General features: G+C 47.3%; 15 protein-coding genes. 4 read left to right on the top strand and 11 right to left on the bottom strand.

Annotation, left to right across the window (positions count from 1 at the left end):
- The first annotated feature begins 8 nt into the window (after positions 1 to 8).
- The 3 genes from pepF to BUA17_RS00330 all read left to right on the top strand — a co-directional run bounded on the left by pepF (position 9) and on the right by BUA17_RS00330 (position 3,482).
- A complete protein-coding gene (pepF, locus tag BUA17_RS00340; RefSeq protein ID WP_063564875.1) occupies positions 9 to 1,799 on the top strand; it encodes an oligoendopeptidase F in 1,791 nt (596 codons plus the stop codon).
- Positions 1,800 to 1,934: 135 nt separating this feature from the next.
- Positions 1,935 to 2,324, top strand: coding sequence for a LapA family protein (locus BUA17_RS00335; RefSeq protein WP_063564876.1), 390 nt, complete (start codon positions 1,935 to 1,937; stop codon positions 2,322 to 2,324).
- 117 nt (positions 2,325 to 2,441) lie between these two features.
- Positions 2,442 to 3,482 (top strand): M42 family metallopeptidase, encoded by a 1,041-nt coding sequence (locus BUA17_RS00330; RefSeq protein ID WP_072732301.1) that lies wholly within the window; start codon positions 2,442 to 2,444, stop codon positions 3,480 to 3,482.
- Positions 3,483 to 3,671: 189 nt separating this feature from the next.
- Here BUA17_RS00330 and BUA17_RS00325 read toward each other — a convergent pair whose 3' ends face one another.
- The 9 genes from BUA17_RS00325 to BUA17_RS00285 all read right to left on the bottom strand — a co-directional run bounded on the left by BUA17_RS00325 (position 3,672) and on the right by BUA17_RS00285 (position 13,144).
- Complete coding sequence (locus BUA17_RS00325) at positions 3,672 to 4,610, bottom strand: hypothetical protein (protein WP_072732300.1); 939 nt, start codon at positions 4,608 to 4,610, stop codon at positions 3,672 to 3,674.
- A 166-nt stretch (positions 4,611 to 4,776) separates the two neighbouring features.
- Positions 4,777 to 6,711: an ABC-F family ATP-binding cassette domain-containing protein gene (locus tag BUA17_RS00320; RefSeq protein WP_072732299.1), complete on the bottom strand. Its 1,935-nt coding sequence runs from the start codon at positions 6,709 to 6,711 to the stop codon at positions 4,777 to 4,779.
- Between the two features lie 79 nt (positions 6,712 to 6,790).
- Entirely contained in the window at positions 6,791 to 7,369 is a 579-nt protein-coding gene (locus tag BUA17_RS00315) for a TetR/AcrR family transcriptional regulator (RefSeq protein WP_063564880.1), read from the bottom strand.
- A gap of 13 nt (positions 7,370 to 7,382) precedes the next feature.
- Positions 7,383 to 8,192: a DUF92 domain-containing protein gene (locus BUA17_RS00310; protein WP_063564953.1), complete on the bottom strand. Its 810-nt coding sequence runs from the start codon at positions 8,190 to 8,192 to the stop codon at positions 7,383 to 7,385.
- Between the two features lie 237 nt (positions 8,193 to 8,429).
- On the bottom strand, positions 8,430 to 9,203 hold the full coding sequence (locus tag BUA17_RS00305; protein ID WP_063564881.1) for an ABC transporter permease: 774 nt from the start codon (positions 9,201 to 9,203) through the stop codon (positions 8,430 to 8,432).
- A 16-nt stretch (positions 9,204 to 9,219) separates the two neighbouring features.
- Positions 9,220 to 9,996 (bottom strand): ABC transporter ATP-binding protein, encoded by a 777-nt coding sequence (locus tag BUA17_RS00300; RefSeq protein WP_064639210.1) that lies wholly within the window; start codon positions 9,994 to 9,996, stop codon positions 9,220 to 9,222.
- Between the two features lie 27 nt (positions 9,997 to 10,023).
- On the bottom strand, positions 10,024 to 11,079 hold the full coding sequence (locus tag BUA17_RS00295) for an ABC transporter substrate-binding protein (protein ID WP_139295594.1): 1,056 nt from the start codon (positions 11,077 to 11,079) through the stop codon (positions 10,024 to 10,026).
- Between the two features lie 21 nt (positions 11,080 to 11,100).
- Positions 11,101 to 12,540: an aryl-sulfate sulfotransferase gene (locus BUA17_RS00290; RefSeq protein WP_072732298.1), complete on the bottom strand. Its 1,440-nt coding sequence runs from the start codon at positions 12,538 to 12,540 to the stop codon at positions 11,101 to 11,103.
- A gap of 46 nt (positions 12,541 to 12,586) precedes the next feature.
- Entirely contained in the window at positions 12,587 to 13,144 is a 558-nt protein-coding gene (locus BUA17_RS00285) for a MarR family winged helix-turn-helix transcriptional regulator (RefSeq protein WP_072732297.1), read from the bottom strand.
- A gap of 357 nt (positions 13,145 to 13,501) precedes the next feature.
- Here BUA17_RS00285 and BUA17_RS00280 point away from each other — a divergent pair, with 357 nt between their 5' ends.
- The gene (locus tag BUA17_RS00280; protein ID WP_072732296.1) at positions 13,502 to 13,909 is read left to right on the top strand and encodes a hypothetical protein; all 408 of its coding nucleotides are present in this window, start codon (positions 13,502 to 13,504) and stop codon (positions 13,907 to 13,909) included.
- Between the two features lie 119 nt (positions 13,910 to 14,028).
- Here the strand turns inward: BUA17_RS00280 and BUA17_RS00275 are convergent, their stop codons facing one another.
- Both BUA17_RS00275 and BUA17_RS00270 read right to left on the bottom strand, forming a co-directional pair.
- The gene (locus BUA17_RS00275; protein ID WP_072732295.1) at positions 14,029 to 14,664 is read right to left on the bottom strand and encodes a fumarylacetoacetate hydrolase family protein; all 636 of its coding nucleotides are present in this window, start codon (positions 14,662 to 14,664) and stop codon (positions 14,029 to 14,031) included.
- Positions 14,665 to 14,768: 104 nt separating this feature from the next.
- A complete protein-coding gene (locus tag BUA17_RS00270; RefSeq protein ID WP_063564887.1) occupies positions 14,769 to 15,521 on the bottom strand; it encodes a glycerophosphodiester phosphodiesterase in 753 nt (250 codons plus the stop codon).
- Between the last annotated feature and the right edge of the window lie 9 nt (positions 15,522 to 15,530).

The following is a 15,530-nucleotide window of genomic DNA, read 5'->3' as shown; positions in this document are numbered from 1 at the left end:
GGATTCCCATGAGTCAACTATTGAAACGTTCCGAGGTACCTACTGAACAAACATGGAAACTGGAAGATCTATTTGCCGATCAGAAAGCTTGGGATCAGGAATATGAAGAAGTATCGTCTTTGACCAAGAAAGCCTCCGAATTCAAGGGCAAACTGAACAAACCTGAGACACTCAAAAGCTGTTTTGAACTCGAAGATGAGATCAGTCTCAAAACCGAACGCCTCTTTGTGTATGCACGGATGCATCAAGATGAAGACACAGCTAACCCTACATATCAAAACCTGTCCCAAAAAGCACAAAAGTTAAGCGTGCAGGTTGGTGAAGCACTATCTTATGTTACACCCGAAATCTTGTCCCTTCCGGATGATCAGTTGGATGCCCTCATCTCCAACGAGAAACTCTCTGCCTATAAGTTCACATTGGAAGAGATGAAACGTGAAAAGGCTCATGTACTGAGCCAAGCCGAGGAAGCATTGCTCGCACAGGTGGGTAACCTGTCCCAGGCACCACAGACCATCTTTAGCATGTTGAACAACGCAGATCTCAAGTTCCCGAAAATCAAGGATGAGCATGGAAACGAAGTGGAACTGACTCATGGCAGCTATATTCAGTTCTTGGAAAATCCGAATCGGGAAGTTCGCGAACGTGCCTTCAAAGCGGTGTATGAAACCTATGCTAAGCAAAAGAACACCATTGCTGCAGCTCTGAACGCTAACGTAACTAAAAACATGTTTTATGCCGATGTTCGGAAATACCCTTCCGTCATGGAAATGTCCCTTTACGGCGACAACATTCCGAAGGATGTCTATACCAATCTTGTGGATACGATTCATGAGAGCCTTCCGCTGTTACACCGTTATATGGACCTTCGCAAAAAATTGCTCGGCGTAGATAAGTTGCATATGTATGACCTTTTCGCCCCATTGGTGGATGAATACAAAATGGACATTACCTACGAGGAAGCAAAACAAACGGTTAAAGATGGCTTGAAGCCGCTTGGCAAGGATTATGCAGACGCATTACAGGCCGGCTATGATGATCGCTGGATTGATGTATACGAAAATGAGAATAAACGTTCAGGCGCATACAGTTGGGGAGCCTACGGCACCCACCCTTACGTCTTGTTGAATCACAAAGATAACCTGAATAGCATGTTTACATTGGCACATGAAATGGGCCACGCACTGCATTCCCACTATTCAGACACTACACTTCCGTATCGTGATGCACAGTACACCATTTTCCTGGCTGAGGTTGCATCCACAACGAATGAAGCCTTGTTGATGGATTATCTGCTCAATAAATCGACGGATCCGAAGGAAAAGCTGTACTTGCTGACGTATTATGCAGATCAGTTCCGTACCACCGTATTCCGTCAAACCATGTTTGCAGAATTCGAAAAAATTATTCACGAGCGTGCTGAACAGGGTGAAGCTCTTACACCTCAGTTGCTTTCGGAAATTTATTATGACCTTAACGTCAAATACCATGGAAACAGCATGGTTGTGGACAAAGATATTGAGATGGAATGGGCTCGAATTCCCCACTTCTATAACAGCTTCTACGTGTACAAATATGCGACCGGCTTCTCAGCAGCGACCAGTTTCTCCAAGCAAATTCTGGAAGAAGGCCAACCTGCCGTGGACCGTTATCTTGGATTCCTCAAGAGCGGTGGCAGTGACTATTCCATCAACATCCTGAAAAAAGCAGGAGTGGATATGTCTACGCCAGAGCCGATTCGCGAAGCTATGAGTGTGTTCAAGGAACTGATTGAGCAAATGGAACAACTAACGAAATAAGGTTGCTTTCTCGTCCATGTGACCTGATCCCTTGCCCAAATGGGCAAGGGATTTTATAATCAAGCAAGATGCAAGCTCCATGAATTAGGGTAATTGCTTACATAGTTCTGAATTGTTCAACAAGGAGGCACCACCATGAAAATGCAATGGGCACTCATCGCAGGTCTCGTTTTTGCATTACTTACCGGAATTTTTGCGGTCATTAATGTGGATTCCGTTCAAGTCAACCTGCTATTTAACACGGTTCAAATCCCGCTGATTCTGCTCATTCTTGGATGCACCCTAATCGGTGGAATCATTGTAGGGTCTTATGGCATCTTCCGCCAATATCGACTGCAACGCGAGAACAAGCAATTGAAGCTGCGTGTATCCGAATTGGAAAGCTCCGCAGCAAGCAGCTCTTCCTCCTCTCTGGATTCGTTTAAATCGATGGATACATTCGGAACGACCGATTCGGACAACGCTTCTGTGGAGTCCGATTCCATTCAGAGTCAACGAAAAGGAAATCCTTCGGGTACGCTGTAACACATCAGAGGCAGCCTGCTGGCTATCGAGAATGGAATTGTACATTCTGCCAGACAGGCTGTATTCTCTTTTTAGAACAACTTTCTGCATATTTATTAACGAGGAGGAAATTTCTATATGAGTTTTACCATTGACGAATCCTATGTCCTATCTTTTCTGAAAAAGTTACTCGATACTCCCAGCCCTAGTGGCTATACCCACGATATTATTGAGATGATCCGCAAGGAAGCTGAATCACTTAATATCGTTTTTGAATTGAACAACAAAGGCGGAGCTGTGCTCACATTGCCTGGGCAGGATTCTTCCAGAACGATCGGACTGAGCGCACATGTGGATACATTGGGAGCCATGGTGCGTTCCATCACTTCCTACGGCACACTGAAGCTCACTTCTGTCGGTGGGTTTACCATGAACAGTATCGAGAATGAGTATTGCACCATCCACACACGTGATGGAAAGACCTATACAGGCACCATCCTCTCCCTGCACCCATCTGTACACGTCTATCCAGATGCACGCACGTTTGAGCGAAGCGAGAGCCATATGGAAGTGCGTATTGATGAAGTGGTCTCTTCCAAGGAAGATGTTCTAGCATTGGGTATCTCTGTAGGGGACTTTATTTCCTTCGATGCCCGTGCGGTCATTACGCCCAGCGGATATATCAAATCGCGTCACCTTGATGATAAAGCCAGCGTAGCTGCCTTGTTCGGTATCCTGGAATCTGCACATCGAGAAAACTGGAAACCAATACATAACGTTTCGCTACTTATCTCGAACTACGAAGAAGTTGGACACGGAGCATCTTATATTCCTGCCGAAATCAGCGAATTGATTGCTGTAGACATGGGCGCAATGGGTGACGACCTTAGCTGCAAAGAGACGGATGTATCCATCTGTGCCAAGGATTCGTCCGGACCATATGACTACGATATGACCACTCGACTGATCGAACTTGCCAAACAAGCAAACCTTGATTATGTTGTTGATATTTATCCACAATACGGCTCCGATGGCAGCGCAGCATTACGTGGAGGAAATAACATTCGCGCCGCATTGATTGGGCCGGGCGTTCACGCTTCTCACTCCATGGAACGTACGCATAAAGACGCTGTCCTGAATACAGCGAGACTACTGGCTGCATATATTACAACCAAATAAATTGTGAACACACACATGGACAAGTAGAATGGCAATACAGCATTTGAATAAATGATCAGAGTTGTGATCTCGATTTTGTTGGGCATGCCGACATGGATCATCTATAATTCACCTATATCATATAAAAAAGGACACTTCAGCTTCTCCGTTTAGAGGCAAGCTGGAAGTGTCCTTCTTCTTTGAGATGGCTTAATTCGCTCGTTCAATATGTTCGCAATACCTACGTTCCAGAAGTTCCAACATCACCTTGTGCTCCCGAATCTGATTCTTCAGTACACGCATCGTGCTTCGCACTGCACTCAGTCCATCCTTCACCTGTGTTTCTGCTTTGCGAATTTTGTCTTGAACCATCCAGTCTACAAAGAGATTATCGAAGAAATAGTCTGCGAATGAAAGCAGGCCTCCAAGGTGTAATTCCGTGTTTACAGCCATCTTCACATCCTCTAGCTCCTTCTGAAATCGGCGAAGACGTCTTCCGGCATCCATAATGGCAACCTGAGCATCATCCATTCTACTGCGCTTAATATGAGTCGAGATCATACCCCCACCCATCATGTCGTATACTCCCCAATTTCCCGCAGAGGACAAAGCCTTTTCAGCGCGTTCAAGTGCATCGAGCAGATACTGCCCCTCTCGATCCGCCTCATTCAGCTCCTGAAGCTCTCCTGAGAGATGTTCCCGATCCTCAGCCATTTGCTGCAATTCTGCATCTTTCTCCAGCAGATCGTTTTCCTTTTTGCCCCATAACACCTTGTAATCACTTTGCCAGAATTGATATTGCCGCTGTCCGTCCAGCTCCTGTTGCACACGCGAACGCTGCTCCTGGATATCCGTTAACATCTGGCTTGCTGTATCGTACTCTGCCTTACTTTCCATCAACTCCAGTTCTTCTTTCTCCAGTCGATCCTCTTTTTTGCCGATTAAATGATAAAAGAATGCTGATAAAGTCATGCTGTTGAGTCGATCAACATCGTTTTGTTCCTTCTGTAGGTGCTCCAGACGCTGCTGTACTTTCGTTTTCCATTCCGCTTCCTCCTGATTCAGCTTCTCCAGCCGATCATTCCATTTCTCGTACATTCTTCCCTTTTCCTTGATCACTGCCAATTGTTCATTCAGTTCTCTGTACATGGATGTGGAGTTCTCCCCCTTCTATGGAATTCTTTATTTAATAAACGGTTTGAATATGGTTAACGTTTCATATAAATTCATTTACATCAATTCAAAAAAAATCGCCCTCCCCCAAAAGACAACTGCAAGTCGCTTTTGAAGAGAGGACGATTCAATAAAATATACTTTAAGACTTGCTGTTTTCAATCTGTTCCGCAAGCTCATTCAGAACTGTCCAGCGTTCCATCAGTTCATCCAAATGACGCTCCGCCTCCGCCTGCTCTGCCATTAACTCCTGCAGACGAGCTGAATTGCTGAACGATTCTTCCATCTCTTTATTAATTCGGGCGAGATTGGCTTCAGCCTTCTCGATATTCTCATCAATCTGGTCATATTCACGCTGTTCCTTGAAGCTGAACTTCAGCTTAGGTTTCGCCGCCGAGGCAGCAGGTTTACTTTCCACCGTAGCCGGTTTCACTTTAGCTGCTGTTCCCGTCGCACTTTCCTGAGAAGATCCAGGGGCATTTTTCAGCATCCATTCTGCATATTCACTATAGTCCCCGACATGTACACGCACAGCACCGCCACCTTCAAAAGACAGTACTTTATCCACCGTCCGATCCAGGAAGTACCGGTCATGGGATACGACAAATACAACACCCGGGAAATCATCCAGGTAATCTTCGAGTACAGCGAGTGTCTGAATGTCCAGGTCGTTCGTCGGCTCATCCAGTAGCAGAACATTCGGTGCAGCCATCAGTACACGCAGCAGGTATAGACGGCGCTTTTCTCCGCCAGACAGACGGGAGATTGGTGTCCACTGTGACGCAGGGGTGAAGAGGAAACGTTCCAGCATCTGAGCTGCAGTAATGAGAGATCCATCGGCCGTTTTCACATTCTCAGCCACTTCCTTGATGTACTCAATAACCCGCAGAGATTCATTCATCTCCTGATGCTCCTGAGTGAAGTAGCCCAGATTAACCGTCGGGCCCACAACAACCTCCCCGGCATCAGGTTCAAGCTTGCCGGAGATCATTTGCAGTAAGGTTGATTTACCACTGCCATTCGGACCGACAATACCTACCCGGTCACCAGGTACCGCAATGTAACTGAGATCTTCAATCAATTTGCGGCCATCTGCCGATTTGCACAGATGCTCGATCTCCAGTATTTTTTTACCCAAACGAGTGGAACCCACCGATACCTCCAAAGAGCCTGACCGATTTGGTCCTTGTTGATCCTTTAACTCTTCGAAACGATCAATTCTCGCTTTTTGTTTCGTGGTCCGTGCTTTTGCACCGCGACGAATCCAGGCGAGCTCCGTACGCAGCAGATTTTGCCGCTTTTGTTCAGATGCGGATTCACGCTCTTCACGCTCAGCCTTCAGTTCCAGGTAGCGAGTATAGTTGGCCTCATATCGGAATAAACGTCCATGATCCAGCTCCAGCATCACATTTGCTACACGATCCAGGAAATACCGATCATGCGTGATCATGAGCAGGGCGCCACGCCGTTTTTGCAAATACTGTTCCAGCCAAACTACGGAATCATTATCAATATGGTTCGTAGGCTCATCCAGAATGAGCAGTTCGCAGGGATGAATCAGTGCAGAGGCAAGCGCTACCCGTTTGCGCTGTCCACCAGACAACGTACCCATCAGCGCATCGAATTGACGAATGCCCAGTTTGGACAGAATGCTCTTCGCTTCACTTTCCATCTGCCAGACCTGAAGCTGCTCCATCTCCTGGTTCAAGCGCAGCAAACGCTCTTGCAGCGCCGGATCGGAAGGATTAAGTTCCAGTAGCTCCATTGTTTCTGTATACTCACGTACCGTTTTCATCTCCGGGCTGTCGCCCTCGAATACTTGTTGCAAGACCGTATTATCCGGGTTAAACTGCGGATTCTGTGCCAGGAACTGTATACGCACGTCATTACCAATCGAGATCTGTCCCTCATCCGCTGGCTCCATACCTGCAATGACACGCAAGAATGTGGACTTCCCGGTTCCATTGACACCAACGACACCAATCTTGTCCTGATCGCCCATACCGAATGAGGCGTCTTTAAACAATATTTTCTCGCCATAGCTTTTCGCAACTTGCTCTACCGTCATTATGTTCATTGGTCGTAACCTACTTCTCTGTAAAATAAATTCAATATGAAGCTGCACTTAAGATGCAATGCAACTACGCTCACTCACGCTATACTTGCAAAAAGGAACGACATCCGTCCAGAAACAGAGCTGCTGCAAAGGCAATTCGTTTGTTCAGATGTTCCTCGTTAAACTCTGGATTCAGCATAATATCCATCTTTAGCCGATCGAGAATCCCGATATAAGCTTCTGCAAGCAGCACAGGCTCAGGTACGCCAGCATTCTCTAACACCTCACGCACCATGCTCATATATTCATTCATAAATGCCTTCATGAATTTCATCAGATCCGGATCATTATTGGGCGCCATGAAAAACATCTTGGTATGATTGCGACGCTCATAATAATACGTCAGGTGAGTCTTGGCTATCGCACCGAGCTTATCCCCCGTACTCTGATGTGAGTTTAACGCATAAACCAGGCGACTGATAAAATTGTCGCAGTCACGCTTGGATACAGCAACAAATAATTGTTCCTTATTTTTAAAATATAAATAAATGGTGCCTTTCGCGATGCCCGCTTCGTCCGCAATATCGGACATTTTCGTCTCATAGAATCCTTTTGAACCGAAAATACCGTAAGCTGCATCCAGAATAGCCTCCGATTTGTCTCCTTGCACAGTGCTCAAACGCACTCCCTCCCTACGACGCCAAAATGATACCCAAACCGATCGCCAAACATCCGCCGATCAATGAACTGAGCACGTTTACCAGATCATTACTCATCCAAGACCAGCCACGCGATCGAACGGTTTTGTGTCCACAATGCTCACTTACCTCGACCTCACGGCCGCACACAGTACAACGATACATATACTGAACCGTTGCGCCCAGATAGGAATCGGCAAAAGCTCCAGCCAATCCGCCGATAAGGCCGACACACGTCCAGCTAAGCAGACTCAAGCCTTCGATCCCGGCAATCGAGGAAAAGAAGAACGCTCCTGCCCCAATTAGAGCTCCGCCTATGGCAGCAGCTAGTGTCCCAAGTAATGAAACACCTCCAGAGGTACCTGGAGTCAGCACCTTCCACGTCACGACAGAGCGTGGTGGCTTACGGCTGAGACTTCCCCACTCGGTTGCCCATGTATCTGAAGTAACGGTAGCCATGACACCGATAAAAGCATACATCCAGGCTGGGTGTGGGAGGACCCAGTTCCCCAGAACAAGAAACATGCCGATTCCACCGTTAGCCATAACCTGTCCAGCATCACGATTACCCGTCTTGGCATACGATTTCTCAAGCTCCTGCTTGCGATCCTTGCGAAATTTGGAGAACAGCGTTGAGGTAATAAAAAACAACAGCAGTGTTCCAAACCAGAACAGGTTGCCCGCTCCGTAATATATCGTACCCATGATCACAGCCGCGAGGCAGCCGGACAGGGTTAGCGACTTCTTCGCGTAGGCAGCACCCGCCACAATAAAAGCGCATACGGCGCCAATAATCCAGTCCATAAGTTCTCCTGCATGTGGCAGCATCCATGGCCCACATGACGTTTTATATTTTTGAAATTCAATTATACCACGGTTTGATCCCAATGCCGAAACTCCCTAGCCCCGCATACAAAAAACCTGATTCAGCAGCTTTGAAAGCTACCAAATCAGGTCTATGATATTGCGATAAAACTGAGATGAGTGATCCTTCTTCCGTTTGACCAAGAATTCGAGGATTACATCACCTCAAGTTCCAGTTCAGACCCGCTTCGTCCCACCAATTACACCATAACGGTAGAGCACGCTGCGACCAAACCAATTGAACAACCGATCGGTGAGGAAGCCCATAAAGCCCAGAGAAATCAGGCCGACAAAGATCCAATCTGTGCGAAAGAATAATCGGGAATTCCAGATCAGATAACCCACGCCTTCATTCGCAGCAATCATCTCTGCGCCGATAATAGCCATATAGGAAGTGCCCATTGCCAGTCGTACCCCCGTGAAGATATACGGAGTCGTCGCCGGAACAACGACATGCAGCAAAATCTGCCATTCGTTGGCTCCCATACTGCGGGCTGACCGGACCTTGTCTTCTTCAATGGAGAGTACACCTGTCAGCGTGTTTAACACAACGATGAAGAACGTTGCATACATGATGAGTGCAATCTTCGATTGCTCCCCGATTCCGAACCAGACCAGGAATAGAGTAATGAATGCAATCGGCGGAATAAAGCGGATAAAATTAAGGAAAGGTTCGGCAAACAGCCGGATCATATGAACCTTGCCGATAATCAGCCCTACCGGGATCGCTATCACACTGCCAAGTACCCAACCCGCAAGCACACGTGTAAAGCTAATTCCGATATACTGCATCAGTGTACCGTCAGCAATCAGTTCGCGAGCACCAAGAATCGTATCCCAAGGACCGGGAATCACGTCGGGTCCATAGAGCATGGCTCCAAGCTGCCAAATCAGAATAACCGTCACCCACAATAGAGGGATAGACACCCACTTCTTCTCCAACCATCTCATCTTGCTATCACCTCAATTATTCTTCAAAATGGCTTTGAATCTGATCATATAGCGTGTTGAACTCAGATGAGGCAATGTTCCTTGGATAAGACAGAGTATTGTCGTAAATATCCGTTATCTTGGAAGAAGGCCCTACTGACATAATTCCTATCCGCTGACCCAGCAAGAGCGCCTCCTGAATATCATGAGTGACAAAAATAACGGTCTTGTGGGTTTCCTGCCAAATATTGACCAGCTCTTTCTGCATCGTACGCCGAGTCATTGCATCCAATGCTCCAAAGGGTTCATCCATCAACAGGATGGCCGAATCGTTGGCTAGCACCCGGGCCAATTGCACCCGCTGCTTCATGCCACCTGACAGCTCCTTCGGAAATTTGGCTTCATGACTACCCAGTCCAACAAGCTCGATGTATCGGTCTGATATCGTACGCCGCTGAGATTTTGGCACCTTGGACATCCGAAGTCCAAACTCCACATTCTCCCTTACGGTAAGCCACGGGAAAAGAGAAGAATCCGCCTGCTGGAATACCATGGCCCGATCCTTGCCTGGCCTATCAATCTCCTTATTATCCACCTTGAGCTGACCGCCCGACTTAGAGATAAAGCCTGCAATCATATTTAGAAGCGTGGACTTGCCACATCCGCTGGGACCGAGCAGGACAAAGAATTCCCCTCCCTTGATGACCAGATCGACATCCTTGATAATATAGTGTACATCCCCATGGGTGGGGGCATTGTATGTTTTACGAAGCTGCTCGATACGAATCGTATGCTGATCTGCAGGTAAGGACATGAGAACACCTCCAATGCAATTTGCGAGTTATTTGCTATAAGTCACTTTATCTGGCAGTGCCCGCTTCAGGAGCTCCAGGTTCAGTTTGTTATCGAGATCGAAATCGTGTTCGATGATCCCGTTATCCACCATATATTGCTTCTGCCCTGCCAGACTGTCATAAGCTGCCTGGGTAAATCCAACTTCCCATGGATTGATTGGCAGATCCTTCAATGTGGCCTCCTTAGGCTGCTTGGTTTCCTTATACATCAGGTCTGCAACCTCTTCAGGATGTGCCTGGGCATACACGGAGGCTTCATTCAGCGCCGCTAGAAAACCACTCACCGTTTCAGGGCTCCCCTGGATGAATTCATTGCTTGCTACGAGCCCCATCCCAAGACGTACAGGGGTTTGGGACATATCGGTGAGCTGATGCACACCTTCAAGCGCATCGAATTTATCAGTCAAGGCGGAACCAATGACCCAGGTTGCATCTAGATCGCCCTGCTTTAGTGCAATGTAGGCTTCGTCAAATGCTCCCTGACCCACCTGGGTTACATCAGTTAGTTCCAGTCCCTGGTCCTTCAAATATTCATCCCACAGATAAGGAATAAACGTACCGCGGATGAAACTTACTTTTTTACCTTTCAGATCGGCTCCACTCTGTATATCATTCTTGGCATACAACTTCCACGCAGCTGCCGCTTCATTCGTAGCCTGACCTGCGGAAGCAATGACAGAGTAATCCCCTTTTGCCAAAGCATTCAATACAGGAAAGTCAGCTCCGTACGCAATATCCACCTGCTTGATAAACAGTGCATTTACACCTTCCGCTGGCGAACCAAACGTAATGCTCTCTGCATCAATGCCGTGGTTTGCAAAGAAACCTTTGGCAATGGCTACCCTGAATGTTGGGTTCGTACTTGTATCTGCGATCCGGACTTTCACTTTTTGGGCCTCTGTGCCGGAGGCACCCTTTGCTTCGGATACCGATTCGTTTGCAGAACATCCCGATAATATCAATAACATGGATAAGAGCATTAATAACGCACCAGTTAAGGTGGATGGTTTTCTCACAATATGCACCCCATTCGTTCTAATCATTGTTCATCGCTCTTCGCCACCTTACTTGCCTTCACCTGACGTTGCCACACAGGCTGCACCTTCAACAAACGGCAGTGTTACTTCAACACTTACAACGGATGAAGAACCTTTGGGCGCTGCTCCCGGCACTCTGTAGGCGGAAACATCAATGGCTTCAATAGCAACCTCTTGGGGCTTCTCCAGCTGTGGTACCCAGTGATAAGGCACGCGATACGAACGATAGACCATATTGGTGTTCCGTCCATCCTTATAAGGGGAAATATATTCCCAAACCAGCTCATACTCGGATGTAACCTCGAACAATCTGCCATTGGAGCCTTCCGTAATTAGCGTGTTACCATTAGGCAGGCGCTGAGCGGAGCTGATATACGGACTATAAAATTTATAGGAATCTGTCGGAACGGAAAATCCGGCTTCTGCGGATGTATATTGCCAAACGATCTCCAGCGTCACCGGATTGATCTCCAGTACGCGTGAATGATCGCGAACGGCGTGTTTCAAGCCGTATGGAGAAGCCGGATTGGGCAGGCCATAACCAGCCCAGCCGCCATTGTCGAATACCAGCAGATTCCCCTCCCCAGGCAAACCTTTAGGGATGATATGTGCATGGTGCTGTCCAATAATGGTGCCAATATGCTTTACTTCAGGCAAAGAGTAATCCGGCCCTAGTCTCCATACGATCTTTCCACTCTGTCTGTCGGTTATTGCGATAATATTTGCTTCTCTGGCATCCCAGATAATATTGTCGGGATGGAACCGCTCGTCTCCATGTTCATAGAAATGGTTTGGACCAACATAAGAAGCTGAATTAATATGTAGCCAATCCCCCACCCCACCACCGAGATGTCCAAATGAGCGTGTGTTCGGGTCACGGAACAGAACATTACGGGCGGCCTCATCGAATCCAAGTTCCTCAAAGTGCTCGTTCGGCAGCCATTCCCATAATACATTGCCCTCCCAATCCACTTCTATAATCGCATCATCGAGCAAAGGCTTATCCGAAATGGACGGGTTGTTCACATTTTTATGAGCAAGAATCAAAGTCTTCCCGCTCTGTGTCTTTGGTGCAAGCCCGGGGGCGTAATATCCGACAGGATTGCCTTCACGTTGGAAATCATGGTGCTGACGTGCGTACCACAATGGTTCATATCCTGGATCTTCAATGTGTTCGTAGCTGTTGTATTTCCATACAATATTGCCTTCCCAATCCACCTGAACCAAATCGACGTTGTCCTGGATACCAAACTTCGGATCTCTCCGCCCCGTGCTGCCCAATACGAAGCCACCAGGGAAAACTTTGGCCGGAAAGCCCAGCAGCCCCTTCCACAGGTGAACCTCCTTACCATTCATATCAATCAGTACAACACCTTCCTCGCCTGCCTGATAGACGGTATAACCGCCCCAAGCCTTATCAGGGTTATATACGGTTGCCCCGGTTGGATAAATTGTTGAATGCCCCATTGATCATCTCTCCCTTGGTTTGTTTGTTTTCACATCGGATCAAACGTTAATAACTGAGATAATTGCTCTTTCCGGTATTCTCCCTCTGCTTCTGTTCAGGGTCACTTTTGATGGACGGATCGTGTTCCTGCTTCCCGTTGTTCTCTGCCAATTCCAGCAGCGTATCCGAGAACCCCTCCAGATTCGCTATCACCCGCTCATAAAATTGGCTTTGCTGCTCCAGTTCCTCCGTCGTAAAGCCCTCAAACAGAAGCGTGATACATCGGGCACCGATATTGCTGTTCCGTGCAAACATCTCCCGCCCACTGGAAGTAATATCGAGCAATACCGTCCGACGGTCATCTTCCTTGCGCCTGCGGATCGTAAGTCCCTTTTTCTCCAACTTGTCTGTTAAAGCTGTAATGGCACCTGAAGTGAAGTCCAGTTGTTCAGCCAAATCCCCTAACCGCTGTTCCCCTTCACGAATGATTTTGTGCAGGATGAGCATGCCCGGTAAACTGACCCCCTCTACCGATATACGATCTCGTTCTTTCACGAATCGTCTGACCATTTTACGAAACAACCAATCTGTCTTCTCCAACGCTTCCCAGTCGTTATTGCTCATTTCATCCTCCTGTCTAACTGAAACGACAGCAAATACGAAAAAAGGCTCCCGCGGACATTCCATAGTGGAGTAGTCCCGGGAGCCTTTGGTGGTCCAATCAGCTCGCTTCAGTTCAAATTATTTCACTGTTCATTTAATTAGTGTTAAAATAATTGAGTTCATCATATAACCCACTAACCCAACCTGTCAAGTATGAATTTAAATTTGTTTTTTCGTAGCCAGATGTCCCTCATATTTAGATAACTTATCCGGTTTTAAGTTTCACTTCAGCTTTCCCGGTTACACTATCCTCAGAGCGTTACATCAAACCAGCTACGATTCAGTTCGTACTTAACCATAGAAATGAGGATAACACATATGAATATGAAGCGCGTAATCATTGTCGGAACAATGATTGTTACCATGTCCTTCGCCGGAACAGCCTGGGGCAGATCAGCGATATCCCCAATACCTTTGACGAAATGGTCCATCGTTAACATCGATACCAAAGACGAGAGCGGAGATGAGTTGCTGAGTGCTCTGAATCAACAGTCGGAAGATGACTTGGTTCAGGATCTGTGCGCGGGTAAATCGCTGAGGATGATTGCAGATGAAAATGATGCTGATTTCACCGAGGTTGTCGCATTGCAAATAAGGCAGCTCAAGGAGCAATTAGATCAACGACTTGCAAGTGGAAGTATTAGCGCGGAGCAACACGCAGTGCAAAGCAGTGAACTGGAGGAGTTGGTCACGGAGAGTGCCAATACAGCCTACAACTTGGCGTAAATGAAAAGTCTCCCATGTGCTATGGCAGAGAATGAGGGCATGGCAAAAAGGAGCGTCGAAGCGCCCCTTTTATCTGTTTCATATTTACTCTAAGTAAGCAGATTGATGATGCATGATACTTACTGAACTGCTGCTGCAATCGTGCATTTACCCAAGGATTCGCCGTCCCAGGCCAGTTCAAGCACATCTCCTGCTGCCGTTGGTCCAACCCCTTCTGGTGTACCTGTAAAGATGACATCTCCAGGTCCCAGGCCGTAATGATGACCTACATAATCCACAATGTCCTGTAGACTGAAGATCATGTTACGAATATTGCCACGTTGGACCTCGGCACCGTTCTTGGTGAGTGTAAAGTCTTTCTCAAGAAGAGCCTGGGCCCCCGGAAATGGCTGGAATGCAGTAACCGGAGCCGAGTTCTTGAACCCTTTGGCCGCTGTCCACGGATGGCCCTTTTTTTTAATAACCGTCTGTACGTCACGTAATGTAAAATCAATGCCAAACGCATACGAGTCAACCAATTCATCCACTGCCATACCCGGCTCATAACTCCGCCCGATTTGGATTACTAGTTCAGCCTCATAATGAACTTCGCCCTTTGTCGCAGGCAATTGCAGCGTTTCACTATTCAAGGCCACAACCGCATGGGAAGGCTTCATAAAGATCATCGGTTCATCCGGAACCGCGTTACCCAATTCTTCTGCATGAAGTTTATAATTTCGTCCTACACAGTATACATTTCGAATGTTTGTCAGCATGGGTTTACGACCACCTTTATCGGATTCATTAGCGTATATGGATCATGTTCATCTTTTTATTATATAAGTACATATCATATTTTCGCTATTCAAAAAATTGGAGTTTATGGTCTGAAAAATCGGCTGCTCGTTTCCTGAAAAGCCTGTTCCCACACATCAGGCCGGTTTGTACATAACATCAGCTCCGGATCAATCGCCGCAAGCCGCTTCATGATGATTTTGTCGTCCACTGTCCAAGCCATTACCTGAATGCCTTCCATACGCATCTCACGCATCAGCGATTTGTCCACATTGGTGTACCCGATGGAAAGAAAACTGCAATTCATCTGCCGCAGCACTGCTGCCAGATCCCCTGGCCGTGCATCAATAATCAAACCTGTTTTGAACTCAGGGGCCAGTTTCTTCACTTCAACCAGAGCCGCAGGTTCAAACGAAGTGATGACCACATCATGCTGCATATGTCTCTTCCTCACCTCATGAATAACCGCTGCCGGCAGACCGGGATACATATTACCTTGCGTTTTCAATTCGATATTCAATCTCACTTTGCCACAGGTGCGGTCCAGCACTTCACTAAGCGCAGGAACACGTTCCCCTTTATAGGCTTTTCCTTTCCATGATCCCGCATCAAGCTGCTGTATATCCGCCCAGTCCGTCTCTCGTACGAAGCCTTCACCGTTCGTGGTCCGATTTAACGTAAAATCATGAATAACAACCGGCACACCATCACGTGATAACTGTACATCCAGTTCCATCCACTGAACCTCTGGCTGTTCCATGGCAAGCAGAAATGCAGCCATCGTATTTTCTGGTGCAATGGACGAAAATCCACGGTGCGCTACACAAAGGTTGTTCATTCCATCCCC

The sequence above is a fragment of the Paenibacillus sp. ov031 genome (assembly GCF_900143165.1).
In the GTDB taxonomy this organism is placed as follows: domain Bacteria; phylum Bacillota; class Bacilli; order Paenibacillales; family Paenibacillaceae; genus Paenibacillus; species Paenibacillus marchantiae.
The sequence above is the reverse complement of the archived record's forward strand: the minus strand, read 5'-3'. Positions and strand labels throughout refer to the sequence as shown.

Coding starts and splice junctions, on each gene's coding strand:
- pepF (WP_063564875.1), top strand. CDS start 9: ATGAGTCAACTATTGAAACGTTCCGAGGTACCTACTGAACAAACATGG.
- BUA17_RS00335 (WP_063564876.1), top strand. CDS start 1,935: ATGAAAATGCAATGGGCACTCATCGCAGGTCTCGTTTTTGCATTACTT.
- BUA17_RS00330 (WP_072732301.1), top strand. CDS start 2,442: ATGAGTTTTACCATTGACGAATCCTATGTCCTATCTTTTCTGAAAAAG.
- BUA17_RS00325 (WP_072732300.1), bottom strand. CDS start 4,610: ATGTACAGAGAACTGAATGAACAATTGGCAGTGATCAAGGAAAAGGGA.
- BUA17_RS00320 (WP_072732299.1), bottom strand. CDS start 6,711: ATGAACATAATGACGGTAGAGCAAGTTGCGAAAAGCTATGGCGAGAAA.
- BUA17_RS00310 (WP_063564953.1), bottom strand. CDS start 8,192: ATGGACTGGATTATTGGCGCCGTATGCGCTTTTATTGTGGCGGGTGCT.
- BUA17_RS00305 (WP_063564881.1), bottom strand. CDS start 9,203: ATGAGATGGTTGGAGAAGAAGTGGGTGTCTATCCCTCTATTGTGGGTG.
- BUA17_RS00300 (WP_064639210.1), bottom strand. CDS start 9,996: ATGTCCTTACCTGCAGATCAGCATACGATTCGTATCGAGCAGCTTCGT.
- BUA17_RS00295 (WP_139295594.1), bottom strand. CDS start 11,079: ATGATTAGAACGAATGGGGTGCATATTGTGAGAAAACCATCCACCTTA.
- BUA17_RS00290 (WP_072732298.1), bottom strand. CDS start 12,540: ATGGGGCATTCAACAATTTATCCAACCGGGGCAACCGTATATAACCCT.
- BUA17_RS00285 (WP_072732297.1), bottom strand. CDS start 13,144: ATGAGCAATAACGACTGGGAAGCGTTGGAGAAGACAGATTGGTTGTTT.
- BUA17_RS00280 (WP_072732296.1), top strand. CDS start 13,502: ATGAATATGAAGCGCGTAATCATTGTCGGAACAATGATTGTTACCATG.
- BUA17_RS00275 (WP_072732295.1), bottom strand. CDS start 14,664: ATGCTGACAAACATTCGAAATGTATACTGTGTAGGACGAAATTATAAA.
- BUA17_RS00270 (WP_063564887.1), bottom strand. CDS start 15,521: ATGAACAACCTTTGTGTAGCGCACCGTGGATTTTCGTCCATTGCACCA.